Source organism: Mesorhizobium sp. M8A.F.Ca.ET.207.01.1.1, from assembly GCF_004794715.1.
Lineage (GTDB): Bacteria > Pseudomonadota > Alphaproteobacteria > Rhizobiales > Rhizobiaceae > Mesorhizobium.
On sequence record NZ_SRUS01000024.1, the window covers coordinates 4,797 to 30,255 of the forward strand.

At 59.1% G+C, this 25,459-nt stretch carries 23 protein-coding genes and 4 pseudogenes; 1 reads left to right on the top strand and 26 read right to left on the bottom strand.

Annotated features, from left to right (window positions below; genetic code table 11):
* Positions 1–67: 67 nt before the first annotated feature.
* From EN850_RS32805 to queC, 25 genes and pseudogenes are all read right to left on the bottom strand, one after another.
* Entirely contained in the window at positions 68–271 is a 204-nt protein-coding gene (locus EN850_RS32805) for a CCE_0567 family metalloprotein (RefSeq protein ID WP_063169367.1), read from the bottom strand.
* Positions 272–317: 46 nt separating this feature from the next.
* On the bottom strand, positions 318–761 hold the full coding sequence (locus tag EN850_RS32810; protein WP_246689312.1) for a DUF269 domain-containing protein: 444 nt from the start codon (positions 759–761) through the stop codon (positions 318–320).
* A gap of 325 nt (positions 762–1,086) precedes the next feature.
* Positions 1,087–2,244: a TlpA disulfide reductase family protein gene (locus EN850_RS32815; protein ID WP_127308808.1), complete on the bottom strand. Its 1,158-nt coding sequence runs from the start codon at positions 2,242–2,244 to the stop codon at positions 1,087–1,089.
* Positions 2,245–2,842: 598 nt separating this feature from the next.
* Positions 2,843–3,856, bottom strand: coding sequence for a 1-aminocyclopropane-1-carboxylate deaminase (locus EN850_RS32820; RefSeq protein ID WP_024505903.1), 1,014 nt, complete (start codon positions 3,854–3,856; stop codon positions 2,843–2,845).
* A 374-nt stretch (positions 3,857–4,230) separates the two neighbouring features.
* Positions 4,231–4,512 carry an exopolysaccharide production repressor protein gene (locus EN850_RS37960; RefSeq protein WP_348629439.1) on the bottom strand — a complete coding sequence of 94 codons (282 nt, stop codon included), beginning with the start codon at positions 4,510–4,512 and terminating at the stop codon, positions 4,231–4,233.
* Positions 4,509–4,824 (bottom strand): annotated as a pseudogene (gene fdxB, locus EN850_RS32830) (ferredoxin III, nif-specific). Before fdxB ends, EN850_RS37960 begins: the two are co-directional and overlap by 4 nt.
* Entirely contained in the window at positions 4,821–4,979 is a 159-nt protein-coding gene (locus EN850_RS32835; RefSeq protein ID WP_245478087.1) for a CCE_0567 family metalloprotein, read from the bottom strand. The pseudogene fdxB and the gene EN850_RS32835 overlap by 4 nt, the downstream one beginning before the upstream one ends.
* A 91-nt stretch (positions 4,980–5,070) precedes the next feature.
* Positions 5,071–5,514 carry a DUF269 domain-containing protein gene (locus EN850_RS32840; protein ID WP_246689313.1) on the bottom strand — a complete coding sequence of 148 codons (444 nt, stop codon included), beginning with the start codon at positions 5,512–5,514 and terminating at the stop codon, positions 5,071–5,073.
* 320 nt (positions 5,515–5,834) lie between these two features.
* On the bottom strand, positions 5,835–6,980 hold the full coding sequence (locus EN850_RS32845; RefSeq protein WP_127308807.1) for a TlpA disulfide reductase family protein: 1,146 nt from the start codon (positions 6,978–6,980) through the stop codon (positions 5,835–5,837).
* 272 nt (positions 6,981–7,252) lie between these two features.
* The gene (locus EN850_RS32850) at positions 7,253–7,630 is read right to left on the bottom strand and encodes a hypothetical protein (protein ID WP_024505270.1); all 378 of its coding nucleotides are present in this window, start codon (positions 7,628–7,630) and stop codon (positions 7,253–7,255) included.
* A 13-nt stretch (positions 7,631–7,643) separates the two neighbouring features.
* Positions 7,644–8,942: a SidA/IucD/PvdA family monooxygenase gene (locus EN850_RS32855; protein ID WP_063169368.1), complete on the bottom strand. Its 1,299-nt coding sequence runs from the start codon at positions 8,940–8,942 to the stop codon at positions 7,644–7,646.
* Positions 8,943–9,784: 842 nt separating this feature from the next.
* Positions 9,785–10,657 carry a universal stress protein gene (locus EN850_RS32860; RefSeq protein ID WP_127230841.1) on the bottom strand — a complete coding sequence of 291 codons (873 nt, stop codon included), beginning with the start codon at positions 10,655–10,657 and terminating at the stop codon, positions 9,785–9,787.
* Positions 10,658–10,752: 95 nt separating this feature from the next.
* The gene (locus EN850_RS32865; protein WP_245465747.1) at positions 10,753–11,457 is read right to left on the bottom strand and encodes a response regulator transcription factor; all 705 of its coding nucleotides are present in this window, start codon (positions 11,455–11,457) and stop codon (positions 10,753–10,755) included.
* A 107-nt stretch (positions 11,458–11,564) separates the two neighbouring features.
* On the bottom strand, positions 11,565–12,044 hold the full coding sequence (locus tag EN850_RS32870; RefSeq protein ID WP_127308803.1) for a NifX-associated nitrogen fixation protein: 480 nt from the start codon (positions 12,042–12,044) through the stop codon (positions 11,565–11,567).
* A 16-nt stretch (positions 12,045–12,060) separates the two neighbouring features.
* On the bottom strand, positions 12,061–12,558 hold the full coding sequence (gene nifX, locus EN850_RS32875; protein WP_126097324.1) for a nitrogen fixation protein NifX: 498 nt from the start codon (positions 12,556–12,558) through the stop codon (positions 12,061–12,063).
* Positions 12,555–13,907, bottom strand: coding sequence for a nitrogenase iron-molybdenum cofactor biosynthesis protein NifN (gene nifN, locus EN850_RS32880; RefSeq protein ID WP_126104986.1), 1,353 nt, complete (start codon positions 13,905–13,907; stop codon positions 12,555–12,557). The genes nifX and nifN overlap by 4 nt, the downstream gene beginning before the upstream one ends.
* 8 nt (positions 13,908–13,915) lie before the next feature.
* A complete protein-coding gene (nifE, locus tag EN850_RS32885; RefSeq protein ID WP_095489376.1) occupies positions 13,916–15,391 on the bottom strand; it encodes a nitrogenase iron-molybdenum cofactor biosynthesis protein NifE in 1,476 nt (491 codons plus the stop codon).
* A gap of 61 nt (positions 15,392–15,452) precedes the next feature.
* Entirely contained in the window at positions 15,453–16,994 is a 1,542-nt protein-coding gene (gene nifK / locus EN850_RS32890; protein WP_024505263.1) for a nitrogenase molybdenum-iron protein subunit beta, read from the bottom strand.
* A 129-nt stretch (positions 16,995–17,123) separates the two neighbouring features.
* Complete coding sequence (gene nifD / locus EN850_RS32895) at positions 17,124–18,626, bottom strand: nitrogenase molybdenum-iron protein alpha chain (protein ID WP_024505262.1); 1,503 nt, start codon at positions 18,624–18,626, stop codon at positions 17,124–17,126.
* A gap of 87 nt (positions 18,627–18,713) precedes the next feature.
* Positions 18,714–19,607, bottom strand: a complete 894-nt coding sequence (gene nifH, locus EN850_RS32900) for a nitrogenase iron protein (protein ID WP_024505261.1) — start codon at positions 19,605–19,607, stop codon at positions 18,714–18,716.
* A gap of 1,050 nt (positions 19,608–20,657) precedes the next feature.
* Positions 20,658–20,854, bottom strand: a pseudogene (locus EN850_RS37515) (7-carboxy-7-deazaguanine synthase QueE); the annotation flags it as partial.
* 160 nt (positions 20,855–21,014) lie between these two features.
* Positions 21,015–21,767: a carbonic anhydrase gene (locus tag EN850_RS32910; RefSeq protein WP_127308802.1), complete on the bottom strand. Its 753-nt coding sequence runs from the start codon at positions 21,765–21,767 to the stop codon at positions 21,015–21,017.
* Positions 21,768–22,537: 770 nt separating this feature from the next.
* A complete protein-coding gene (gene queE, locus EN850_RS32915) occupies positions 22,538–23,263 on the bottom strand; it encodes a 7-carboxy-7-deazaguanine synthase QueE (RefSeq protein ID WP_164752747.1) in 726 nt (241 codons plus the stop codon).
* 5 nt (positions 23,264–23,268) lie between these two features.
* Positions 23,269–23,625 carry a 6-carboxytetrahydropterin synthase QueD gene (gene queD / locus EN850_RS32920; RefSeq protein WP_024505258.1) on the bottom strand — a complete coding sequence of 119 codons (357 nt, stop codon included), beginning with the start codon at positions 23,623–23,625 and terminating at the stop codon, positions 23,269–23,271.
* Positions 23,625–24,323, bottom strand: coding sequence for a 7-cyano-7-deazaguanine synthase QueC (gene queC / locus EN850_RS32925; protein WP_024505257.1), 699 nt, complete (start codon positions 24,321–24,323; stop codon positions 23,625–23,627). Before queC ends, queD begins: the two co-directional genes overlap by 1 nt.
* 369 nt (positions 24,324–24,692) lie before the next feature.
* Here queC and EN850_RS32930 point away from each other — a divergent pair.
* Positions 24,693–24,834, top strand: a pseudogene (locus EN850_RS32930) (transposase); the annotation flags it as partial.
* On the opposite strand, the pseudogene EN850_RS32935 reads toward EN850_RS32930, so the two are convergent.
* Positions 24,832–25,459 (bottom strand): annotated as a pseudogene (locus tag EN850_RS32935) (integrase core domain-containing protein); the annotation flags it as partial. The pseudogenes EN850_RS32930 and EN850_RS32935 overlap by 3 nt on opposite strands.

Sequence of the window (25,459 nt, forward strand, 5' to 3'; positions counted from 1 at the left end):
TTGCTATCGATGGAGGTCAGGTACGACGGCATCCAAATGGAGCCGTCACGGGTGGTGAATGTGCGCATCATCCTAAATTCTTCATTGAAGCGAGTTCTCTCTTGGCAACATCCAACTCGGCATAAACGGCTTGGGTTTTCTCGGCGACTTCCTGTATGTCGGCCCACTTGCCCGGCAGACCCTCGACAAGGTCCTGCAATGCCATCTTGGCAATAGCTGCACGCAACTGGAGCTTTCGGACTTTCTTCCTCATCTTATCTAGGTCTGACATAGATCCTTCCTGGAGCAATGGTTTTGTTGATGCGCTCCATCTCGGGCTAGGCTTCAATGGCTGCAGTCGCATCGTCGACCAGTTTCGTACCGGCCTCAGCAAGTTTGCGGAAAGTCTCGAAGCCGAACCGGTGGACGTCTCGACAGAACGCCCAACCGCCGGAAGCCCCCACGGGTTTCATTTCTATTGTCGGCGACGCCGACACGCCGGAGCGCTCCTCGATCGCAAGCGCTACGGCGGTGTAAAACATGTCGAGCCTCCACAGCGCGTCAGGATCGGGATCGCCGCCAAAGGGTACCGCACGTTGCTGTTGCTTGGTGATGATGAACTCGGCCAGCAGCTCGGCATCCGAATGGCCTTCCCATAAGCCGAAGGAATCCTGAGTACGAATGAGCCGCAGGAGGCATTTTACGAACGGGGAAGCAAGGGCCTCGTCGTCCTTGTGGACAGCAGGGCCAACCGGTTCATGAGGAATTTCGCTTTTCCCCAATTTCAGTACTCCTCTTGAAGGACGATCTCTTTTTCTGCGATGTGTGGTTCGGGCGCTTGCGTGGGCGGGGAATGGCTTGGGCGAGCCGATCCCACGCAACAGTGTCCCGTGGCCGACCTCGACATGTCCACGAGTGCGAGACCTGCGGCGCGAATTCGCGGCGCACATCGTCTGCGCCGCGATCCGACCGGTGGTCAACGCAATTGAAATCCAACCTGCCGCAAGCCGCCGCCCTGCTGCATCGACATACTTGCTGCGCAGAGAGCCTCGATGGGCGGATTGGCCAGTGTTCAATTCCAATTGTCAGTCCCTTCGCGATTCTTGCTCAGGAAGTGACTGCGTTTTGAGTTTCGGGTGCCTTCTTTTGCGGAGCCACACAAAGATCCGCGTGACAGGCAGGCTCACCCGTGTAGTTGGCCAGTGCTTCGAGCAATGGGGTAAGATAGTACTGTTTGGTGTGGTCCGGAATTGGCCCCAGCCGGTCCACCGATTTCAGTGCCACCTCGATCAACTCGATTGCGCGATCTTTGTTGCCGCTCTCGTAATAATACTGAGCTACCGGGAGGTACCGGAGGTATTTAAACGGGCCATCGCCGTTCGGGGGATTGAGTGCCAGTATCTGTTCCGAGAGCTCGTTGCCCATCGCAAAGCGCTCCGCGCGCGGAAGATGGGAATTGTCCATCGTGGGATCGAAGAGTTGGTTGAGGGCCAAGGCCATCCACGACACCGCGTCGGACGTTTTGTCGATCGCGTCCTCGACCAATTCTCGCATGACTGGCATGCCGGTCTTGATGTCGCGCAGCTTGTGAAGCAGAAGATCCGCATGAATCTGCCGGAACTCACAAGAGTCTGGCATCAAGGCGAGGCCTTCTTCGATGGCCAAGAGCGCCGCCGTCCAATCCTCGGCCTGCATCGCCGGCTCAAGTTTGGCGTATATCGGCCCGGTAAGCGACATTTCGCGCGCTGCAAGTTGGTTATGCGCGATGCGCTTTGCATCGGCGGCTTTCGCTTCATAGCTGCTGCGCCAGCTGCCGTTAAGGACTTTCGGCAAAACGTCATCGAGTTCCGCCGGGTGGCCGATAAAAGCGATGTGGCCGTCGCGGTCGACCACGAACGAGGTGGGAATCCCAATCGAAGAGCTGGGATCCATCCAGAGCTTGTTCATTTCGCCAATGTAATCGAACCCGATACGATAATTCAGATTCGGGAACTTCTCGGTCAGCCAGGCATCCACGTTGGTCCGCGCCTCGTCTGCGGTAGGACCCTGTTCGCAGGCGGCAACTCCGACCGCCTCAAATCCGCTGCCTTCATATTTCTCCTGCAGTTCGATCAAATGGGGCATGGCGTCGACACATGGTCCGCACCAAGTCGCCCAAAACTCAACGAGGTAGACCTTGCCGGGCCGAAAGTTCGTGAGGGGCTCGCCACGCAGCCAGTTCTCCACTTTGATCGCAGGAGCCGGGGACCCCATACGCAGTTCCATCTTGGTGTCCAAAGTCATTCCACACCTTTCGTCTCTTTTGTCGCGGAATATTTTCCAGTCAAAATCGGACACGGTCTCGAGGGCATCGCTCCCTCTGGCTTGCTTCAGCGAAGCTCTCACCGTGTTGCCGCACATCAAGCTGCAACGGAGGTGCCAATTCCCTCAGCTCCGGTAAGCGGCGGGAAATGCTTTGAAATTCTCCACGAGGCCAAATGCGGCCGATTGTCGTGAACCCGACATGTCTTCTGCCGCTGTCGGGTTTCGCCCTATCACTCTTGAGAGCTTGGACGGCTCGCCTGTGATTAGACTGGCCTCGGTCCTCGAGCAGTGGCAGTTTGGCGCCATTCGAAAGCGCGAACTCGCCGGCTTGGTCCTCGTGCCGCCACCGCCGCGTGTGGATTCTTGCCCCGGAGTCAAAATTCGCCTCGCGGTTGCCAACGGCGGCATGCGCTCAATGCGCGTGGCGTTGAGCCCCGACAGCACGTAATGGTACCAATTAGTGGATGCCCGTCGCTGCCTCCACTTCTCCAGCCAAGCGCTCGAACGACGCTACCTACCCACGTTCGAGCGCGACCGCGGAATCGCAGACTGCCGAACGTCAGCCGTTGCGAAAGGTGTAGCCGTACCCGTTGATCGCCGGCGCGCCGCCTAGATGTGCGTAGAGGACCCTCGATCCCTGTGGAAAGAAGCCCCTCTGGACGAGGTCGATCATCCCTTGCATCGATTTGCCCTCGTAAACCGGGTCCGTAATCATGCCCTCGAGCCGCGCGCACAAACGGATTGCCTCTTTGGTTTCCTCCGATGGAACGCCATAACCCGGGTACGCGTAGTCCATGAACAACACCACGTCTGCCTCGACAATTTCCGCTCCGAGGTGGACGAGCTTCGCTGTATTTTGGGCGATGCCAAGCACCTGCGCCTTGGTCTTGGCGGGCATGGCGGAGGCATCGATACCGATCACGTTGCGCTGTCGACCATCCTTGGCGAACCCGACGAGCATGCCGCCGTGGGTTGAACCAGTCACCGTACAGACGACGATATAGTCGAAGGCAAACCCAAGCTGCTCTTCCTGGGCACGCACCTCCTCAGCGAACCCCACATAGCCCAGGCCGCCGTATTTGTGGACAGAGGCGCCGGCAGGTATCGCATATGGCCTGCCGCCCCTTGCCTTGACTTCATAAAGTGCCTTTTCCCAGCTGCGGCGGATGCCGATGTCAAAGCCCTCGTCAACCAGGCGCACCTCTGCCCCCATGATGCGGCTCAAGAGGATATTGCCGACCCGGTCGTAGACAGCATCATCATGTGGGACCCAGCTCTCCTGGACCAGGAGGCATTTCATGCCGATCTTGGCGGCGACCGCAGCGACCATGCGCGTATGGTTGGACTGCACGCCACCGATTGTGACGAGCGTATCGGCATCTGACGCGATCGCGTCGGGCACAATGTATTCGAGCTTGCGCAGCTTGTTTCCGCCGAACGCGAGACCGGAGTTGCAGTCCTCGCGTTTGACGTAGATTTCCACCTTGTCGCCCAGATGCTTGCCGAGGCGGTCGAGCCTCTCGATCGGCGTGGGTCCAAAGGTGAGCGGATAACGTTCGAATTTTTCCAGCATGCTATCTCCAGCAAAAAAGTACCTGAACCGGCTACGCACCGGTCAGCCCAGGGGTATGTGTGATCAAAGACACCCGTCTTTCGAAGCGGGTGCACCGAGTTTGTCATTGCGACAAGCACACCGCATCCAGCGTGCTGCGATGACTCTTATGTCCCTAATCGACCAACCACCCGCATCTCCCGGCCTAAGGACACCGAATGTGGTCGCGTGTTAGCCGAACACAGATTCCCTATACGATCAGCTCAGTCATCAGAGGGTGACCAAAATTGGTGTGGGTCTGAGCACTGATCCTGTCATCCGCGCATCAAAGCAGCAGCACATGCTGGGCATTCGACCAAGCCGGGACACAGCTGAAAATTGCATTCCGCAGTTGATCAGAGTGAGACGACTGGTACCCGAGCTTTCCTGTAACCATCGGCATGCTGGCCCCTGTGGCGAGTTCCACGAGCGCGGCTAGAGGACTGCCAGATCAGAAAGGGCACGCGGCCGAAGTAGCCGGCCTGAAGCAGCAGCGAACAGGCCAGCGTCGTGACGACTGCCACACGGGTGCGAATCCAAAGCGAAGTAAACCATCGACGCATTGCTGTACAGGACCAGCCCCACGAGCCGACAAAAAGATGAAGTGGACGCCGCTCCCCTGGTTTTCGCCAGATCATGTTGCGAGCTCGTCGGCCGCAACATGCGTCTGGCAGTTCTTGGGGCAGACGCGGCCGCAGGCTCCGCAGCCTATGCAGCGGCCGGCATCATCGACAACCATGATCATGCGATTGAGCTTGCCGTCGAAATCGTCGTCCTCGTCATCGCAGGGGCGAGGATTTCACCCGCATCATCAACGCCGTGAAGATGCATGACATCGCGCGAGCAGACCTTGAAACAACGGCAGCAGCCGATGCAGGTTTGCTATCGATGGAGGTCAGGTACGACGGCATCCAAATGGAGCCGTCACGGGTGGTGAATGTGCGCATCATCCTAAATTCTTCATTGAAGCGAGTTCTCTCTTGGCAACATCCAACTCGGCATTAACGGCTTGGGTTTTCTCGGCGACTTCCTGTATGTCGGCCCACTTGCCCGGCAGACCCTCGACGAGGTCCTGCAATGCCATCTTGGCAATAGCTGCACGCAACTGGAGCTTTCAGACTTTTTTCCTCATCCTATCTAGGTCTGACATAGATCCTTCCTGGAACAATGGTTTTCTTGATGCGCTCCATCTCGGGCTAGGCTTCAATGGCTGCAGTCGCATCGTCGACCAGTTTCGTACCGGCCTCAGCAAGTTTGCGGAAAGTCTCGAAGCCGAACCGGTGGACGTCTCGACAGAACGCCCAACCGCCGGAAGCCCCCACGGGTTTCATTTCTATTGTCGGCGACGTCGACACGCCGGAGCGCTCCTCGATCGCAAGCGCTACGGCGGTGTAAAACATGTCGAGCCTCCACAGCGCGTCAGGATCGGGATCGCCGACAAAGGGTACCGCACGTTGCTGTTGCTTGGTGATGATGAACTCGGCCAGCAGCTCGGCATCCGAATGGCCTTCCCATAAGCCGAAGGAATCCTGAGTACGAATGAGCCGCAGGAGGCATTTTACGAACGGGGAAGCAAGGGCCTCGTCGTCCTTGTGGACAGCAGGGCCAACCGGTTCATGAGGAATTTCGCTTTTCCCCAATTTCAGTACTCCTCTTGAAGGACGATCTCTTTTTCTGCGATGTGTGGTTCGGGCGCTTGCGTGGGCGGGGAATGGCTTGGGCGAGCCGATCCCACGCAACAGTGTCCCGTGGCCGACCTCGAGCACGTCCACCAGTGCGAGACCTTTCACCGCGGCGCGAACGCCTGCGCCGCGGTTCGACCCGAGGTAAACGCAATGGAAATTCCACCTGCCGCAAGCCGCGCACTTTTGCGGCATCGACGTTATTGCTGCGAAGTGCGCCTGGGCGGGCGGATTTGCCGGTGTTCAATTCCAATTGTCATGCCCTTCGCGATCCTTGCTCAGGAAGTGACAGCGTTTTGAGTTTCGGAAGTCTTGTTTTGCGGAGCCACACAGAGACCCGCGTGACAGGCAGGCTCACCCGTGTAGTTGGCCAGGGCTTGGAGCAACGAGGTGAGGTAGCGCTGTTTGGTTTGGTCCGGCGCTGGCTCCGAATGGTCCAGCGATTTGATTGCCACCTCGATCAACTCGATCGCCCGGTCCTTGTTGCCGCTCTCGTAATAATACTGAGCGACCGGAAAGTAACACCCGAATTTAAAGTCTCCATCGCCTTGCGGAGGATTAAGTTCCAGGATCTGTTCGGAGAGCTCCTTGCCCATCGCAAAGCGATCATCATGCGGAAGATGGGAGTTGTCGATCGTGGGATGGAAGAGTTGGTTCAGCGCCATCACCACCCAAGACATCGCTTCGAACTTTTTGTTGATCGCGTCCTCGACCAATTCGCGCATAAGCGGCAAGCCGGTTTTGATGTCGCGCAGCTTGTGAAGCAGAATATCCGCATGAACCCGCCGAAAATCAAAAGAGTCTGGCATCACGGCGAGGCCTTCTTCGATGGCCAATAGTGCCGCTGCCCAATCCTCGTCCTGCATCGCCTGCCCAAGTTTGGCGTATATCGGCTGACTCAGCGACGATTCGCGCACACGCGAGATTCGCTTTGCATCGACGGCTTTCGCTTCATAGCTGCTGCGCCAGCTGCCGTTAAGGACTTTCGGCAAAACGTCATCGAGAGGTGCCGGGTGGCCGATATAAGCGATGTGGCCGTCGCGGTCGACCACGAACGAGGTGGGAATCCCGAACGAAGAGCTGGGTTCCAGCCAGAGCTTTTTCATTTCGCCAGTGCAATCGAACGCTGTCCGATAATTCAGATTCGGGAACTTCTCGGTCAGCCAGGCATCCACGTTGGTCCGCGCTTCGTCCGCGGTTGCAGCCTTTTCGCAAGCTGCGACTCCGATAATCTCAAATCCGCTGTCTTTATATTTCTCCTGCAGTTCGATCAAATGGGGCATGGCGTGGACACATGGTCGGCACCAAGTCGCCCAAAATTCAACGAGGTAGACCTTGCCGGGCCGAAGGCTCGTGAGGGGCTCGCCACGCAGCCAGTTCTCCACTTTCAGCGCAGGAGCCGGGGACCCCATACGCAGTTCCATCTTGGTGTCCAAAGTCATTCCATACCTTTCGTCTCTTTTGTCGCGGAATATTTTCCAGTCAAAATCGGACACGGTCTCGAGGGCATTGCTCCCTCTCGCTTGCTTCAGCGGAGCTCTCACCGTGTTGCCGCACATCAAGCACGGCAAAGGGCATGCCAACCCTTCTTAGCTTCGGCAAGCGCCGGTACCGCCTTGAATAAGCGAGCCCTAACATGGCCAGCTGACGTTAACCTGAATGTCGGCTTTCGACGGCTCACCTTAGCGGCTGCCGTTTAGGAAGGTGAGAGTTTGGCTGGCCCGCTGGCGATAAGACCGGCTTCGGCGTCCTGGAGCAGTCGCACTTCGGCGATGGGGTCGAAAGTGCGGGAGAGGCTCGGTACCCTTGCAGCCACCGCCGCATGTGGCCCGGCGTCATAATTCGCGTCGCGGTTGCCAACGGCGGCGTTGGGCTCGATCCACGTGGCGTTGAGCCCGACAGCACGTAAAGCTGCATCGTGATTGAATGCCCTTTGCTGTTTCACGCCAAGCAGGAGTCGCGCGACGCTACCTTGCTCAAGCGCGAGCAGAGCGATCTGACGCCGTAGGAATATTGCTCGTCCCGCTTTTGCCGCCAGAGGCGGAAATCTTTCCTGAATGCCACCGCCGATCATCAATATCGACGAATCATATCCCGCTGCCCATTTGTTCGACTCCGAGGTCGGGCCAGCACTCCGTCAAGGGACGGTTGATGAACCCTAGATGCTCGGGATTGGCGCATGGCGCGCGCCGCAGAAGGCTGTCAAGGATGCGGCGCGCTCGCCAGGCCAGCAGCCCAAAGTTCGGATCAGCCAGCCCGCGCTGTCCAAGGCAGGCGTTCTGAACGAAAAGGCGTCGGTCTCGCGGTCCGTCCCAGTACACCGAAAAATCCTCGCCGATGGCGAGCTCATTGCCGATCTGTTCGAGGCGATCTGCGATCGGTTCTAGGAAACCCGGCAGCGGTTTCTCGTACCCGGTGGCCAGGATGACGATATCGGCGGTTACTTCTCCGATGTTGTCCAAGCCGCGTTGCAGCGTGAGCCTGTGCCCTGCTCCGGCATTGATGCAGCGCGACACGTTGCAACTTGGCCGCAATGTGATCTCGCATTGGTGTGGCTCGAGAAAGGCGTGGTGGTAGAGCGCCTGATAGACCGCGCGCAACTTGCTTTCTGAAATGCCCTCGGAGGCAAGCGCGAAACGCCGCAGGAACAGCTGTCGATGCACCTCGCTCATCGCAGCAAAACGATCCGAGAAGCATGGCGTGAACAGCCCGTTTGTGAACGCGTGGTCGTCGAAAGGCATCTCGCGCGTCAAGACCCATGTGATCGCCGCGGGCCGCCGTTCTTTCGGCCGGCCGACAAGGTGCAGTAGCAGCTCGGCTCCCGACTGTCCGCCGCCAACAACGCAGACATGCTTTTTTTGCACCTCAGGATTGATGTGGGCCAACTCAGATGAGTGGAACAGGTTGGGTCCAGTCCAGCCATGAAACTGAGGCGGAATTTGCGCCTGCTTGCCTATGTCGATGACGAGGTTTCTTGCATCAAGGACCGCGTTGTCCGTCCGCACGCGAAACTCGCCGTCAAAGCGGATTTCGCGAACGGCCTCGCCGCCACGGACAAGCGGATTCTTCTGGAACGCCCAGTTGAGATATTGGGCGAACTCGGCTCTAAGCACCCCGTGAAATTGCGCATTGAGGAAATTGTAAAGACGCCCGTTCTCGTGGAGGTAGTTTACGAATGTGTAGGCTGATCGCGGATTGACCAGAGTAACCAGATCCTGGAAGTGGCCGACCTGGAGCTCCGCGCAATCGAAAGCGCTGCCTGGATGTCCTCGGAAATCGACCTCCCGGTCCAGGAACAGTGCCCCTTGCGCAATCTCTTCCTGTATCTGACACGCAAGGCTCAAATTAGATGGTCCAGCACCCACACCAATACAAAAGAGGTCCACTTATCCTTACTCCTCTAGGAGTGTTTTCCAACTCAGCGGCATGTTGACGTCGATCGCCGGGCATTGAGCAATGCGAACCTCACAGGCATGCTTGAGCCGCGGTCCCGACTGAGAGGACAGCAAAAGCGTGTGCCGCCTTCCAGGTCTTGGGCTCAATGTCGGCGGCATCGACAGCGGCGCGGCGTGATCCGAACCCAAGAGCAGAAGGAAAGTGTGTGATGCTGTCGCGCGGCTCTTCCGGATCTTACGGCGGCTTCTAGCGCCGGCCTCCACCCCAGGAGTGGCTGTTTCCCTGCCACGACGGAAGCGGCTCTTTCTTTCGAGGGGCGTAACCATGGATAACGGCTCTTAATGCTTTCGGAGACTCCCATGCATGCGGCGTGCCGGATAAAGACCTGTCAAACCAACGAGTTCGCGCAGTTCCAGCTCGTCTGGAATCCGACATTGTCGCACGCCCGACGATCGGGCAGGGGAAGCTCCGCGGCAGCGGCCCTTGCACACCGCAGGCTGACAGGGACAGCCGCCGATTTGACGCGCGTCCGGGTACTGATAAGGGGCCTTCCAACAGGGTTCGCGCACGAGGCGGGGTCTCCTGGTACACCCGCCCTGTGGCTTGGCTGCGGTCTGCTGCAGCCGTTCGTCTTTACTGCCCGTTGCGGACGATCTCGCACGAGTTGGTTCACGAGAGCGTCGTGAAGCAGTCGAGGCGTCCGGTTTGGCTCTGACAAGCGTCGCAAGATGTTCGCGGATCCAGCCATGTCTCCGCAATCCGACCGGTAACCGACGACGACTTCGGACTGGTTGGCGGTCCTACGACCTGATCGGTGTTCCTACGGAGCTGATCAGCGAGCCAAAAACAGCGGCAATGTGGTCTTCCCAAAGCTCCAGCTCGGCGGACCGCCGAAAATCCGCTCACGCAGCCCACGGCTGCCATAAGCACCCATAACCATCATGTCAGCACAGATGTCGTTCGCGTGCTGGGTCAGCACTGTGCCCGCCGATTTGCCGGCGCTCTTAAGCAGGTCAACGGAGACCCGAGCACCGTGCCGAGTAAGATAGGCAGCGATGTCAGCTCCAGACTGCGCGCCTTTCCCGTTGTTTTGCGCCTTTGGATCGACCATAGCGACACAGACTTCCCTGGCAGCGGATAGGATACTAAGAGCTTCCCGAACCGCACGCGAGGCCTCTACACGCGAATCCCAGCCGACCAGCACGCGTCGAGGCGACAGCGTCGCCTTAACGCCCTTCGGCACGATGAGCACCGGCTTTCCGCTATCGAACAAGCAGCCGTTGACAACAGGAGGTCCGAGAGTCTCATCGTTGAGGAGGTCTCCTCCAACGATCGTCAGGTCAGCGCAGAGCGCCCGCTGTCGTGCCACTTCACCGAGGCTAGCCGGATCGCAATAGTCGGTGTCAACGTCACAGGAAAGCGACATAGCTTTCAGCCTTTTGAGGATATCCGCGGACCGTCTTTCCATTCTGGTCACGTCCTGTGAAAATTTCTCGATTTGCTGAAATCGATAGTTCGGTACTGCAATTGCCTGTGCACGTCCTGTATTCCATTCGGGGGGCGGAGACGACATCAAGAGCAATGGAGGCGGTATAATGAGTACCGATAGGTGCGCGCCGACCTCGGCACACAGTCCGGCAGCTGTTGTGAGGTCCTCATCAGAATGATCAGCACCCGTCACACTGAATATGCTTTTAAATTCCATTTGCCTGCTTCTCCTGGTCTTCGTTAGGAGCGCCTCAAAGCGGCAACACCGCTCTCCGGAGGAAGAGAGAGCGGCACCACGTTCGATCACCGATTTCAGTCGTCCGGCTTCTCGAGCGAGTAGCCGGCCGACCTGACGGTGCGGATGACGCTGCCGGGCAAGGCCGTTTTCAGCGCCCTCCTGATTCGACTGATATGGACATCGACGGTGCGTGCACCGACATGAATGTTGGGCAGCCAGGCCGCCCCGATAAGCTCGTCCCGGCTGAAGACCTTGCCGGGGGCCTCAATCATAAGCCGCAGCACGTTGAAATCGATCCGTCCGAGATGGATGTCGTGGCCATTACCGCGAACCCGATGGGCATCGAGCTTCATCTCCAGGCCTCCACAACAAATCCAACTGTCGTTTTCAACCCCGTTCGGACCACGCTTGGTCAGCCCGAGCCTCGCCCGCAGGCAGTCGAGCAGCTTGGCCGGAGCCACCGGCCGCACAAAGCTCTCAACGCCTGCCTTCAAGAGATCGAGGTGCTGGTGCTCGGCGCCAGGCGCGATCAGGGCGATGATAGGCAGGTCGGTGGTGCGCGGTTCCCGCTTGAGTTGGGCGCAAATTGCGGACCCGTTTATGCTGGCTGGGTCGCAATCCAGCACTACGGCCTGAAGCTCCCGTTGTTCGGCCAAGGCCAGCGCAGCCTTCGCGCCGTCTGCCGTCTCACTGCTGAAACCGTCAACCTCCAGTATGTGGCTGTAGAGCAGATAGAACTCGGCATCTTGCGAGCAGATCAGGACCAGCGGCTTCTTCATCGGCGATACCCCAACAACCTGGTCGGCCTCGAGTCCCTGGATCGAGGGGACTGGCCAACATAGTTTCTCGGGTCCGTCATGATGGCCTTTCTCGAAAATCGCGCCCATCATGCCAGCGCCACGTGGGGAAAGGTTTCGATGACTGAAATCGCATCGTCGACCAGCTTCGTACCGGCCGTGGCGAGCTTCAGGAGCGTCTCGAAGCCAAACCGGTGGACATCGCGCAGCGTTTTGGACAGAACGACCAGCCGTCCGGTCGTGAAAAGCACCCGACCAAAACCCTCATGGCTCACCTGGATCATCGGCGATGCCATAAGGCCGCAGCGCTCCTCGATCGCAAGCCCGATGGCGGCGTAGTACTTGTCGAGCCTCCACAGCACGTCGGGATCGGGATCTCCGATGATTGGGATCCCTCGGCGCTGATCCTTGGTAATGATGAAGTCGCCCAGCAGCTCAGCGTCCGCTTTGCGTTCCCACGAGCCATAGGAATCCTGAGAACGGATCAGCCGCACGAGGCATTTGACGAACGGGGTGCAAAGAGCCGCCTCGTCTTCGGCGACAGCTGGGGGGATTGCGGGGTCAGGCATTGGCGTCCTCCTCTTTTCAGTCCTCGTCCTCGAAGGACGGTTTCTTTTCGGCAATGCCCGCTCGCGCCAGCACCTTGCGCAGCCAAGGCGGAGGACACGTCCTGAGCATCATCTGCGTGCGCAAGAGCACCTGTGGGATCGATTGGGGCTCCGCCACTTTGATCGGGTGGATTTTTGCCGCGACAAGCTTGGCTGCCGAAGGGCCGCCAATTGCCAGACAAAACAGGATCTGACAGCCCTTGAGCGCATCCACCTTTGGCGTGATGCGATCATCGCGCTCGGCCCGATGCTCCCCGCTTTCATCGGACACGTCATCGAAGGCCACGGCTTCTACGAGATTCCATTCCTCGCGCGTCACGTCGTAGACAGCAAAGCGCCTGGCCGACCCGAAATGGGCGTTGAGGTCCTGCATGTCCTGAGTGGCGATCGCAACGCGCAATGCGCCCTTACGTCGTTCAGGCATCGGGGCGAAAACCTCATTACTGACCAGCGAGAGGCGGCGAACAGCGTTCATCGTGATATTTCTCGATTACGGAGTGGATCAAGCGCCTCAGGAGTGGGCGCGTGTTGGTTGGCCTGGAAGATGCTGGCGACCTCGAAGATCATGTCGCGGGTGCCCTGATAGAGAATTGCGAGCTTGTGCTGGCTGCCTAGTCGATCGAAGACCGGGAACCCGATGCGCATGAGCGGAATTCCGAGCCGCTCCGATGCTTGGCGCCCGTGCGAATGCGTGACAAGCAGGTCAGCACCGACGGCAAGACTTTCCAGATCGCCGAGATCGCCGATCTGAACCGAAACCGCCGGGACTTTCTTGAGAATTTTAGACCTGTCGGTCGTTGTGACGGCCGCGGCTATCTCGGAGCCGAGACCAGCAAAGAAGGTTGCAAGTTGGAACAGCTGGTCTGGTTCGGCAGCGATGGCAATTTTCTTGCCGCCGAAATGGAAATGTCCGTCGAGCATCGCGTCCTGCAATTGCGCCCGGCGCCGGCGCACGCGGGCCGGTACCGCCGCGCCCGAAATCGAAGACAGCAGCGACACGAAGCGGTCCGTGTCCTGCAGCCCAGTCAGTGACTGGAACAACACGTAAGGCACGCCGGTCAACCCGAGCAGCGCTTTCGCCGGGCGGCGCATGTGCTCACCGATGGCGATGCATCGCATGGCCGTACCCAACTCGCGAATGTCTTCGACGCTGGTGCCGCCGTATGTGGTCGCTACCCAGCGGTCAGGAACCGTACCGTCGAGCGAGCCTGAAATGTCGGGCAGAATAACCGGCTTGAGCCCAAAGCTTTCAACCATGTCCCGCATATGCTCGATGTCGGCGACAGAGAGGTTGCATCCGGGCAGGATTGCGATCTTCTTCGGGTGCCGCGCCCGTTCGCCCGAGCGCGTAATCCCTTCGATCATTGCGGTGACTGCCTTGGCCCAGCCCTCTTCGATCGCGCCGTCAAAATCCGGCGTGTTGGCCAGCACGACCTCCGTACCCGCAAGCTGTTGCGTGTGCTTCCGCATGATGTTGGCAATATCACCCGCGCAATCTTCGCCACGCGTCTCCACCAGCGCGGTCGTGCACACTCCGATCAGCGTTGGCTTCGTGCGGTTCTTGAGGTTGAGGATCGCCTCTTCCAGATGGTCGGCTGCGCCGAGGATGGTCGCCACCTCATCCATCGCCGTAGTCTGCAAGGGAATCGCTTCTTTGAAGTGCCGCACGAAGAGAACGAGCGCAAAGCTTGTGCAGCCTTGGCTGCCGTGGAACAGCGGCATCGCACCGTCGACGCCAAGAAAGGCAAAGGCGGCACCCAGCGGCTGCGACGACTTCAGCGGGTTGACTGCCGCCGATTTGCTCTGGGGAAGGATGCGGGCCATCGGTCGCCTCAACACTCGTGTGCCGTCGCGCAGGCGAATTCATCAAACAGGTACGCGGTCTCGTTCCTCGTGCACGGCAATTCGCCTATCAGCTCAGGCTGGCAATCCCACGGGGCCGGCTGGCGCACCTGAGACCAGATCGGATTGTGAATGGCGAGGTCAATCTGGCGTACGAGTTCCACCATGCCGTCATAGCCGGCATAAGGATGCTGGCGCTCCTGGTTGATATCGAGCCAGGGCGTCTTGGCCTTGAGCGCAATGAATTGCGTGCGACCGCCCGACAGCATGATATCGGCCCTGTGTTCAGAGAGCATGGCGTACAGCTCGCTCGCAGCCATGGATTCGAACATGTGCTTGTCGTGCTTGAGAACTTGTTTGATGCGCTCCTTGTCCTGCACCGTAGATTTCTTGATCGAGGTGCCGACGATCTCGATTCCGATCTCCATCAGCGCATGGACAACCGACCAGGACTTCACACCGCCTGTGTTGAGCAGCACGCGCTTGCCTTGGAGCCTTTGCCGGTAGGATTCGAGTTTCTTCCACGCGATCGCCTCCTGCTGCGCGATCAGCGTCTCTGTGCGCTCGAGGATCTCCGGATCGGCGCCCTTCCTCACCAGCAGCCTGACAAGGTTTCGAAGAGCTTGCGATGTGTCGGAGATGCCATAGAAGGAGCCCTCGAAGAACGGGATGTCCCAGCGCTCCTCCATCTTGCGGGCAAGACTGATCAGCGCGGTCGAGCACACCATCATTGCCGCCCGGGCGCGGTGCGCGGAAGCAATGTCGCGGTAACGCGCATCGCCGGGAATGCAGGCGCGCACCCGGATCCCGAGCCGATCGAGGAGCGGCTTTACAAGCCAGAATTCGCCCGAGAGGTTGAATTCGCCAAGGATGTTGATGTCGTAGGGTCCGGGGTCGTCGGGTTCGACCGTGCCGATGACATGATCGAGCAACGCCTCGGCGGCGAGCTTATTGCCGAGGTTCTTGGAGCCTGCCAGGCCAGGCGCATTGATCGGCACCACGGCCAAACCGAACTTTTCCGTGGCGCGTTTGCACACGGCCTCGATGTCGTCACCGATCAGCGCCGTTACGCAAGTCGAGTAGACGAAGATCGCCGGCGGCGCGTATGTGTGCTTGATCTCGCGGATCGCCTTGAAGAGTTTCCGCTCGCCCTGCCCCATCACAAGGTCGAGTTCGGTGAGGTCGGTCGTGAAGCTTGTCCGCCACAAGGTCGGCCCTGACGAAACCGCACCACGGTTGTCCCAAGAATTGCCCTCGCAGGCGAGCGGCGCATGGACCAGATGCGCAACGTCGGTGATCGGCTGCAGGACGATCTTGGCTCCGTCAAAGGCGCAGCCGCCGGCTGCCGCCCCTGGTGTCAGCGACTTCGAGCAGCCCTCCTTGCGCGCCTTGGCATCTTTGCCACGGTTCTTATCGCAGGCGGGCTCATCGAAGGCGTCCTTGATTTTGGCGCTGAGGGAGGACATTGCTCAGCCTCCCCAGTCCATTGGGCAAGGAATGGCCTCGGCGAAAAGCCGGCCACGGCTCTTAGCGCGTGAGGTCATAGGAATAATCCGTCACACCCGTCTCGCTCGTCTCGCGATCGAGTTTGTCGAAGATCTTGTCGAGGATCGTCGTCAGCACGCGCAACGCGCCCTGGTAGCCAAAGAGCGCAAAGCGGTGATGATGGTGCCGATCGAAAATCGGAAACATCAGCCGGATCAGCGGTGTTCCGGTGTCGCGCTCCAGGTACTTGCCGTAGGAATTGCCGATCAAAAGGTCCACCGGCTCGGTAAAGAGCAGTGAGCGCAGCGCCCACAGGTCCTTGCCCGCCCAAACCTGGGCAGCCTTGCCGAAAGGCGAGGATGCTAGCAGCTTCTTCAAATCGGCTTCCCATGCCGAGGTGCCATTGGTGGCGAGGCAATGGGTTGGCTCGCCGCCGGTCTCCATGACAAAGCGGGCCATTGCGTGAACGAAGTCGGGATCACCGTAGATGGCGTATTTCTTACCATGCAACCAGGATTGGCTGTCCGCCATGGCGTCTACCAGTCGGCCGCGCTCGAGGCGAATTGCCTCGGGAATCTCCTTGCCGGAAATCGCCGCGACCTCCATCAGGAATTCGTCCGTCGCCTGAACGCCGAGCGGATAGTGGAACGAGGCCGTCGCCTGCCCGACCTCCTCGCAATAGCCCAGTGTCTTTCGGGTGTTGTGATGCTGCAGCGAAAGCGTTGCCTCGGCGTTGAGGGCCTTCTTCACCTCGTTGATCTTCGTGCCCCCGTCATACATGCGGTATTCACCGTCCGAAGGCGTATCGAACTGGTCAGAGGCATCCTGGATCAATGTATAGGACACGCCCATTACATCGAGCAGGCGCTTGAGCTCCCGGTTGTTGCCGACGCAGAAGCCGTCGAAGCCCGGAATGATGTTGATGGTTCCTTCGATTTGCGTACGCTCCTGACCTTTCCAGAAGTGCTCCAAAATGCCTTTGACCATGTTGTCATAGCCGTCGACATGACTGCCAACGAAGGCCGGGGTGTGGGCAAAGGGCACGTCGAAGTCGCGCGGGACTGAATCTTCGTCCTTGGCGTTCTGGATGAAGCTGTGCAGGTCGTCGCCAATGACCTCTGCCATACAGGTCGTCGACACGGCAATCATCTTGGGGTCGTAGAGCTGGTAGGTGTTGGCGAGCCCGTCGACCATGTTCTTCAGGCCGCCAAACACCGCCGCATCCTCGGTCATTGAGGAGGAGACCGCCGCGGCAGGCTCCTTGAAATGGCGCGACAGGTGCGAGCGGTAATAGGCGACGCAACCTTGGCTGCCGTGGACGAAGGACATGGTTCGCTCGAAGCCGGCGGCAGCGAATACCGCACCCAGCGGCTGGCAGGCCTTGGCCGGGTTCACGACAAGCGCTTTGCGGGCGAGGTTCTTTTCGCGGTATTCCCACGTCTGGGTGAAATCGCGCTGATCGGAAACGATTTCATCGGGGTGCGGACATTCGAAGTTTAGCTTCTTCTCAGCGAGCATCTTTCTGTATTCCGGCTCGCGGAACAGGGGAGCGTGATCGAGAATTTTTTCAGCCGACTGCGGCATGATGATTACCTCTTTTGCATCTGGCTGCGCGGGACGGCAGCTCAGGACGTCAAGACGTTCCAGGCTCCGGCGGATCAGAGGCCGCGGGAGTTCACCGTCTCAGTGGGAGACTGGGGCTGAAGCAAATGTTTATTCGGCAGCCATCGCCCGCTCATCGCCCCGGCTTCTTTTCCAAGGCGCGTGGAATAGGTCCCAGACCGGGTTGTTAATGGCGAGATCCACATCACGTGCGAAAATGGCAAAGCCATCGTAGCCGTGATACGGGCCTGAATAATCCCAGGAATGCATCTGGCGGAACGGTATGCCCATCTTCTGCACCGGGTATTTTTCTTTGATTCCCGAGCCGACCAGATTTGGGCGAATCCCTTCGATGAATTTCTCCAACTCATAGCCGGTCACGTCATCGTAGATCAGCGTGCCGTTCTTCACGTAGTGGCCGGTGCGCTGATAGTCGTCGCTGTGGGCGAATTCATAGCCGGTGCCCACGATGACCATGCCGAGGTCCTCGTAGGCCGTGACGACGTGGCGGGGGCGCAGGCCGCCCACATAGAGCATCACGGTATTTCCTTCCAGGCGCGACAGGTACTTGGCGATGACCGCATCAACAAGCGGCCTGTACTTGGCAATGACCTTTTCGGTCTTCTCCTCGATTTCCGGCCCAAAATGCTTGGCTATGTTGCGCAGAGAGGCTTCGATCTGGGAGGGACCGAAGAAATTGTACTCCATCCAGGCGACGCCATACTTTTCCTCCATATGCCGACAGATGTAATTCATCGACCGGTAGCAGTGGATAAGATTGAGCTTAGCCTTCGGGGCGCGCTCGATCTCTGCGAGTGTGGCGTCACCCGACCAGTTGCCAACCACGCGCAGCCCTATCTCCTCAAGCAGTATGCGCGAGGCCCAGGCATCGCCGCCGATATTGTAGTCGCCGATGACGTTGACGTCGTAGGGGCCGGCCTCGAACTTGACATCCTTTTTGTCGAAGACCCAATCCCGGATTGCATCATTGGCGATGTGGTGGCCAAGCGACTGCGAGACGCCGCGGAAGCCCTCGCAGCGTACCGGCACGATCGTCTTGTCATACTCCTTGGTCTTTTTGCGAGAAACGGCCTCGGTGTCATCGCCAATCAGGCCGATAGGGCATTCGGACTGCACGGTGATGCCGTTGTTGAGCGGAAACAAGACTTCAATCTCGTCAATGATCTGTTCCAGCTTCTTGTCGCCGCCGAAGACGATGTCCTTCTCCTGGAAATCGGAGGTGAACTGCATTGTCCCGAACGTGTCGACGCCCGTTGTACCGACGTAGTAGTTGCGGCGCTGCGACCAAGAATATTGGCCGCAGCCGACCGGGCCGTGCGAGATATGGACCATATCCTTGACTGGCCCCCACACCACGCCTTTCGAACCAGCATATGCACAGCCGCGAATCGTCATCACCCCGGGAATGGACTTGATGTTCGATTTGACGTCGCATTCGGAAAGGACCTCGCTTTCCCCGCCAGCCTCGTTGCCGCTCTTTGCGACGTTGAGGTGCTTCTTGCGGCGCTTCGCCGCCTTGTCGGGATAATGCGACAGCACCTCTTCGATAAGCTTCGCATGAAGAGCACCGTCATTCTCGTATTCCCGGCTCATGAGTCCCCCTTTCAAGGTTGGGTGACGCCTCAAAGAATAGGCGCCGTTCTCTGCAAGGCGCGCCGATTGATGGCAGCGCTAATGTCACTACTGGGCTGCCGCCTTCGCCGCTTCCTTGGAGTGAAGCTCGGCAAGCATCTGCTCGTCGGTCTTCATGATGCCGAAGTCGAGCAGCATCTCCTCCAGCTCCTCCATGGTGATCGGCGTCGGGATCGTACCCTGGCCCGAATTGGCGTGGATCTTCTCGGCCAGAGCGCGGTATTCCCCTGCCTGCTTTGAGTCCGGCGCGTACTGGATCACCGACATCTTCCTGAGTTCGGCATGTTGGACGATGTTGTCGCGGGGCACGAAGTGGATGAGCTTGGAATTCAATCGGCCAGCCAGTGCTTCGGCCAGATCGAGTTCGCGGTCGGTTTGACGTTCATTGCAGATCAGCCCGCCCAGCCGCACACCGCCCGAATGGGCATATTTGAGGATGCCCTTGGCGATGTTGTTGGCGGCATAGAGCGCCATCATCTCGCCGGACATGACGATATAGATCTCCTGGGCCTTGCCTTCGCGGATCGGCATGGCGAAGCCGCCGCATACCACGTCGCCGAGGACGTCATAGGAGACATAATCGACATCGTCATAAGCGCCATTCTCCTCGAGGAAATTGATCGAGGTGATGACGCCGCGGCCGGCGCAACCGACACCCGGCTCGGGGCCGCCGGACTCCACGCACTTGATGCCTCTGTAGCCCACCTTGAGCACGTCCTGGAGTTCGAGGTCTTCCACCGAACCTTCCTGTGCGGCGAGATCCAGGACGGTATCCTGAGCTTTCGAATTCAGGATCAAGCGTGTGGAATCGGCTTTGGGGTCGCATCCTACGATGAGGATTCTCTGCCCGAGGTCGACAAGGGCAGCGAGCGTATTTTGGGACGTGGTGGACTTGCCGATGCCGCCTTTTCCGTAAAAGGCGATCTGACGCAGACCTGACATAATAGCTTTCCTTCCTTCGTTCTAATCATCGCGACTGCCCGCGACACAAGTGCCGATAGGCAGCTCGTGCCGCCTCACACCAAGCATCGCAAAAAGCGTACCAGCGTGATCGGCCGATCCCAGAAGAAACTTTGTCATTAAATTCCAGCCGCTTAGATGGCGGCAAAACGCGCGAACGGGCCTTTCAGGCGTCTGTCACGGACACGACAAAGCCGACACAGATTGTCGTGCGCCATCCAAACCGCCGTGAGTCGAGCTCGAAGCGGGAGAATGGGGAAGTTAGCCCAAAGCTGATGGCGAGACCATCGGAAGACATCGGCTCTTGTCTTTCCAGCCTGCCATTGATCGGGCGGTCGCTGGATGAGCAGGAGCCTGGGGCTTGACCGCGGCGCGGGTAGTTCAGGCAGGCTCACAGAGCGGGAACGCCGGCGGCCGATAGACATCCGCGCTTAACCTTTCATAGCCCGTCTACAAGTTGGTTCCGCCGACGCGCTATATGGAAGCCAGATAATTCAGTAGCTTAGCCGAGAGCATTGATTTTTTCAGAAAGATACGTGTTATACGCGTACGAACCGCCGAACCCATGGTCGGCGCCCTCATGCGCGTGAGACCCCGTTGTGGGCGAGGCTCGCGACTGGCTGCACGATCCTAGCCGGCCTGCTTGCCATTGAGTTTGGTCCCGCCGCGGTAGGCTGCGGCATCAAGGGCAACATCAGCTACAACACTGGCAAGAAGATTATCACGTTCTTGGACAGGATCTTACTGGGAGACACGCATCAACAGGCGGGCGGGCAGGCTTCGAGAGGTTAGTGTCGCGGCAGCTTGCAGATCTGCCCACGGGGCCGCCACGATCGCAAAGTGTGTACAAAAGCGCCCTCTCTGCCGAACTGAACAGTGCTCACGGCCATAGCCTCGGATGAGCCCGACTGGCTTGACCTCTGCATGATGAGAGCAGCTTTTACACCAGGTGCGCAGCACATGTCTTTAACGAACGCATCGTCTTCAAGAATATAGAGAGCAATTCGGAAAACCGAGTAGTTGGCGGCGAAGCTAGGAGAAGGTATACACCACCCTCTTGTTACCCCAGAGTAGAACGTGCAGCTGCGGCAAGACGCGGGCTTCGAACCACCTGTCGCTGGTCACCTTTTCTACCAGCGATTCCATGCGCATCATATTCCGTCGGACTCGACAGAGACGTCTTCATTACCACGGCGGGGCGGCGTGTGATTGCCGGGTTGCAGACAAACCTCGCCGCGACGTCTTTGGGACGAGTGGTGTCGGCACCGAATCCCTATCATTTAGACTAGCCAGCTTGGGGAGCGCCGTCAGACCGCCAGACCGGAAGAGGAGGCTTCGCGCCAACTTGTGCCAAGAATGTTGGACCGTGCGGAACCGCTGGGGCGGCGCTCAACTCTGGCGCAGGATGAAGCGTCGATTGGGTGAATGAATAGGGCGCGCGTTCGACGGGTAGAGGGAGGCAAATCGCTGGATGTCTGCCGGATCAACGTCAACCGGTTCCATCGCCACCATCCACTCGACGTTTTCGGTGCACGGCGGCGTCGTCAGTGAGCCCTCATAAGTCCAATAGCCAAGCGAGGCTGGCAGAAGCCAGTTGGGATTCACCTCGTCGATCGTCACCTCCCCATTCGGCAGTTCGGGAAAGGCCGCAGCAAGGGCAGCAAAGCTGGCATTTGTCGCGCCGGGCGTTAAAAAGACGCCCAGCACGCCCAGAGTACCACTTTGCGTGTCCTTGTGAACGAAATGCACCTCCAACGGGAAGCTCTTGCCCGCCACGTGATGTTCGCTTGGCGCATGGAAATGGAACTGTACCAGTTCGTAGACACGATCGCCGCGGGTCAGCGTGCTGCCTTGTGGCATATTGATTTGAATGGTGTGGCCGTTGTTCACCATATTGCCGCCGCCCTTGTGCCAGCCGATGGCGATATGCGGGATATCCGCCTTGACCGCGCTGTTGATATTGATCGGCGATTGCTGCGTGCCGGCAGAGCATACGAAATTTTCCTTATCCAGATCAGCCCAGTGCTCCGGTCCGACCGGACCGGTGTACCCCCAATGGGCACTGGTCGCTTGGGCGGCTTGAACGCAAATCCGGCATGCGCCGAGCGCAACCAACCCTTTGATCAGGTGACGACGATACATATTACTTTTGCTCCTCTTGCGAACTGATGTTGGTGGCTGCCCTAATGGACGCGTGATGGCCAATCGGCGCGGCCAGTATTGTCCTTTGCAACTGATAGATGCCCGCATGCCTTGGCGTGCTTTCATAAGTGCGGCTGCCGTTTCTCGGCTGGCCGGCTTCTGCAGCCCGCAACGGGAGCAGTTTCAACCAGCTAAACGATAAAAAATTTGAGCAGACCAGCGCTTGACCCCCGCCGCAAAGGCACAGGCGAAGGTGATCACTGCGCGGCTGCCGTTCGCGCCGGAGGCCGCATCGCTATACTTTACACTCGCTGCCCAAGGAGACGCAGGCGACCCTAATACGTTTTCATCGCTACTCCCGACGCAGCCGACCCACGCCACGAAAACGTTGCTATATTTCACGTTGGGCCAGTGAGGAAATCGATCTTCTTTATGGAAGGCATTTGCGCAATGGATGCATTCCCATGCTGACAGTCGTGCGTCAGGCCGGACAATGAGATACATCGATAAGAGCTGGACAAGGATGAGGGGATGACGTGCTTGCGACGGAGCAGGTGGGGCGAGAAGGCCAGTTCTTGCGGATTTCAACTTTGCGTGACGACAGCTCATCGGAGTCAAGGTGACACACGCCGGCAGCGGGGTGTCCGGGCGGTTTCCAGCCGCACAATCGCGAGACCGCTGACGCGAACAAAGCTCGGCTGTACTCGGCACGCGAAGAGAGCCTGCCAAGCCGTTGGAGCCCGGCCTTCCGGTGCGACGCAAGCCGCAGACTAGACCGCCCTCTTGTTACCCCAAAGCAGAACGTGCAGCTGCGGCAACACGCGGGCTTCGAACCACCTGTCGCTAGTCACCCTTTCGACAAGCCATTCCATTCGCATCATTATTCCGTCCAAGTCGACAGAGGCGTCTTCACTGCCAGGGCGCGGCGGCGTGTGATTGCCGGGTTGCAGATAGATCGGAAGGTGCGGATATCTCGCCGCGACTTCTTTGGCGTAGGCATAGTCACTCTCGTCGAAAACGACGAGCTTGAGCACGATTTGCGGCTTCTCTTGCGCCGCTTCGAGGCATGCATCAAACGCAGCCCAACGGGTCGTCATCTCGCTGGACGGCGGCTTTGGGCTAAGGGTCAGCACGTCAAGATCCGCAAACCACTCCCTCACCACGGAACCCTGCGTTTCCAGTGCAAAACGATAGCCCTCGCGATGGCCGCGTTCTATGAGGGGACCGAACGGCTGAATGGCCGGGTTGCCGCCTGACAAGGAGACCATAACCGGCCTGCCGCCGGAAAGCGCATGGACGGTTTGCCACACGGCATCGATCGGCATCGGTAGCCATTCATGGCGATACTGATTGTCCACCGCGTGAAGGCTGTCGCACCATGAACAGCGATAATCACATCCGCCGGTTCTGATGAACACCGTCGGCAAGCCGATGAGCACGCCCTCGCCCTGGATAGTCGGCCCGAATATCTCGCTCACACGGATTGCGGGATGCATGTCGGTCACGGACGGTATTCCGCCCAAGTTTTCGGTGTTTCGCTAACGCGCACGGCCGCGGTCTGCGGCAGACGTGCCTTGCACCATTCATAGAAATGTCTGGCCAGGCATTCCGCCGTGACCTTCTCATGTCCCAGCACGTCGTTGAGGTGCCGATGGTCGAAGCTCTCGTCAATGTAGCGTTTGAGCGGCGCCAGATCGTGATAGTCGCGCACGAAGCCGTGGGCGTCCAGTTCCTTGGCCGACAGCTGCACTACGACGACATAGTTATGCCCGTGCAGGCGCGCGCATTGATGGTTGGGAGGCAAGGAGGTGAGCTGATGCGAGGCCGAGAAGTGGAATTCCTTGCTGATGTGGAACATTACGCGCGCCTCCTGCGCAGCGCCTCAAGCCAGAAATCGGCGTCCTCGTAGTCGGTGGGATCAGCGTGCCCGGCGAGATGGAACGCTTCGCGCCGCTCGACGCAGGTCCCGCATCGTCCGCAGTGACGCACGCCGCCCTTGTAACAGGACCAGGTCTCAGCAAACGGGGTGCCGTATCTTGCGCCATCCGCAACAATGTCAGCTTTTCTGAGATTCACATACGGTGCATAGAGGCGTATCTGCGCATAGCCGTCGAGCGCGCGGTCTTGCATTGTCTGGAAAGCTTCAATGAAGGCCGGACGGCAATCGGGATAGATGAAATGGTCCCCACCATGCACGGCCGCCGCCACCGCTTCGGCGCTGTGGGCGGCGGCGAGACCGAAGGCGATTGCCAACATGATGGCATTGCGGTTCGGCACCACCGTAATCTTCATCGTGTCTTCGGCGTAGTGGCCGTCCGGCACGTCGATACTGCTAGTCAGCGCTGAGCCGGAAAGGCCACGGCCAATTTCGCCGATGTCGATGATCTGGTGCGGGACCTTCAGTCGCTGCGCGCAAAGAGCGGCGAAGCCCAATTCCTTCCTGTGCCGTTGGCCATAGTCGAAAGATAGAAGGCCGGTGAGTTCGTGCTCCGCTGCCACCATGTGAGCAAGGGAAACGGAGTCCAATCCGCCAGAGCAGACGGCGAGAGTCTTCATCATTGGTATCCTTGTTTTGACCGGGTAAGGCTGCGACCGGAGATTTCTCTGCGCCCCCACTACTCCAGCGACTCAGTTTTGTGAACCGGGAGAATTTGCGCTCAGCCCGATTGGAACGGGAGTGCGTCGCGTCCAACACGCGTGATCAATAAAAGTTGAGCGCTTCAGCAGTTTGTTTCGCATCGCGCCAACTTTCGCAACCTGCTGTCCGATCGTCGACTTCGAGACAAGGTGATGTTCGGCCGACATCGGCTGGCTCTTAATTAAGCCGCAGAACACATGTTGGCTTTCTGGCCTTCGCTTGTGCGGTTGGCGAGGGCGACATGGATGCCAGCAAATTTGACATTGGCGACATCCGCCTGGAGAACCCTGCGCGGCGCGATTGAGGCCGCAGGCGAGCCTGCTCTACCTGCCGCCCTACAGTCCCGACTTCAATCCGATTGAGAACGCCTTCGCCCAACCTAAGGCGCTGCTGCGAGCAAAGGCCGAGATAACCATCAAGGCTCTATGGGACTGACGTTGCCCCAGCAGTTTTGAGTTCGTTTCCGGCGTGGGTTGTGCCCTGCTGGGCGGGTGAAGCGACGGGCGCTGGCGCGGAGCCTTTGGCATAGCGCAGCGCGAGCGACCGTCGCGGATTGAAGGTGCTGGCGAACTTGGCCGGGGTCTGCCAGGGGGGAGTGCGGCCGCGCGGTGTTGTAGTCGGCGTGCCACAGGGCGATGGCTACGCGCGCCTGAGCCAGCGAGGTGAACAGCGTCTCGTTGAGCAGTTCATCGCGCAGTCGGCCGTTGAAGCTCTCGATGAAGCCATTCTGCATCGGCTTGCCGGGCGCAATGTAATGCCATTCGACGCGGTTCTGATCCGCCCAGGAGAGGATGGCGTTCGAGGTGAACTCGCTGCCATTGTCGCTGACGATCATCCTGGGCCGGCCGCGCTGGTGATGAGCCGGTCCAATTCGCGGGCAACCCGCATGCCCGAGAGAGACGTATCAACGATGAGTGCCAGGCACTGTCTCGTGCAGTCGTCGACGACGGCCAGGATGCGGAAGCGGCGCCCGTCGGTGAGCTGGTCCGATACGAAGTCGAGCGACCAGCGCTCGTCGGGCCTCAGCGGCACCAGCATCGGCGCCCTGGTCCCG

Bases quoted from the DNA above. Each gene is read 5' to 3' on its own strand.
- nifN (WP_126104986.1), bottom strand. From the start codon at position 13,907: ATGGCCCGCATCCTTCCCCAGAGCAAATCGGCGGCAGTCAACCCGCTG.
- EN850_RS32860 (WP_127230841.1), bottom strand. From the start codon at position 10,657: ATGGAATTTAAAAGCATATTCAGTGTGACGGGTGCTGATCATTCTGAT.
- EN850_RS32870 (WP_127308803.1), bottom strand. From the start codon at position 12,044: ATGCCTGACCCCGCAATCCCCCCAGCTGTCGCCGAAGACGAGGCGGCT.
- nifK (WP_024505263.1), bottom strand. From the start codon at position 16,994: ATGCCGCAGTCGGCTGAAAAAATTCTCGATCACGCTCCCCTGTTCCGC.
- queE (WP_164752747.1), bottom strand. From the start codon at position 23,263: ATGCATCCCGCAATCCGTGTGAGCGAGATATTCGGGCCGACTATCCAG.
- nifE (WP_095489376.1), bottom strand. From the start codon at position 15,391: ATGTCCTCCCTCAGCGCCAAAATCAAGGACGCCTTCGATGAGCCCGCC.
- EN850_RS32850 (WP_024505270.1), bottom strand. From the start codon at position 7,630: ATGATCGGCGGTGGCATTCAGGAAAGATTTCCGCCTCTGGCGGCAAAA.
- EN850_RS32845 (WP_127308807.1), bottom strand. From the start codon at position 6,980: ATGGAACTGCGTATGGGGTCCCCGGCTCCTGCGCTGAAAGTGGAGAAC.
- nifX (WP_126097324.1), bottom strand. From the start codon at position 12,558: ATGAACGCTGTTCGCCGCCTCTCGCTGGTCAGTAATGAGGTTTTCGCC.
- queD (WP_024505258.1), bottom strand. From the start codon at position 23,625: ATGTTCCACATCAGCAAGGAATTCCACTTCTCGGCCTCGCATCAGCTC.
- nifD (WP_024505262.1), bottom strand. From the start codon at position 18,626: ATGAGCCGGGAATACGAGAATGACGGTGCTCTTCATGCGAAGCTTATC.
- queC (WP_024505257.1), bottom strand. From the start codon at position 24,323: ATGAAGACTCTCGCCGTCTGCTCTGGCGGATTGGACTCCGTTTCCCTT.
- nifH (WP_024505261.1), bottom strand. From the start codon at position 19,607: ATGTCAGGTCTGCGTCAGATCGCCTTTTACGGAAAAGGCGGCATCGGC.
- EN850_RS37960 (WP_348629439.1), bottom strand. From the start codon at position 4,512: ATGATCTGGCGAAAACCAGGGGAGCGGCGTCCACTTCATCTTTTTGTC.
- EN850_RS32865 (WP_245465747.1), bottom strand. From the start codon at position 11,457: ATGAAGAAGCCGCTGGTCCTGATCTGCTCGCAAGATGCCGAGTTCTAT.
- EN850_RS32820 (WP_024505903.1), bottom strand. From the start codon at position 3,856: ATGCTGGAAAAATTCGAACGTTATCCGCTCACCTTTGGACCCACGCCG.
- EN850_RS32815 (WP_127308808.1), bottom strand. From the start codon at position 2,244: ATGGAACTGCGTATGGGGTCCCCGGCTCCTGCGATCAAAGTGGAGAAC.
- EN850_RS32805 (WP_063169367.1), bottom strand. From the start codon at position 271: ATGTCAGACCTAGATAAGATGAGGAAGAAAGTCCGAAAGCTCCAGTTG.
- EN850_RS32910 (WP_127308802.1), bottom strand. From the start codon at position 21,767: ATGTATCGTCGTCACCTGATCAAAGGGTTGGTTGCGCTCGGCGCATGC.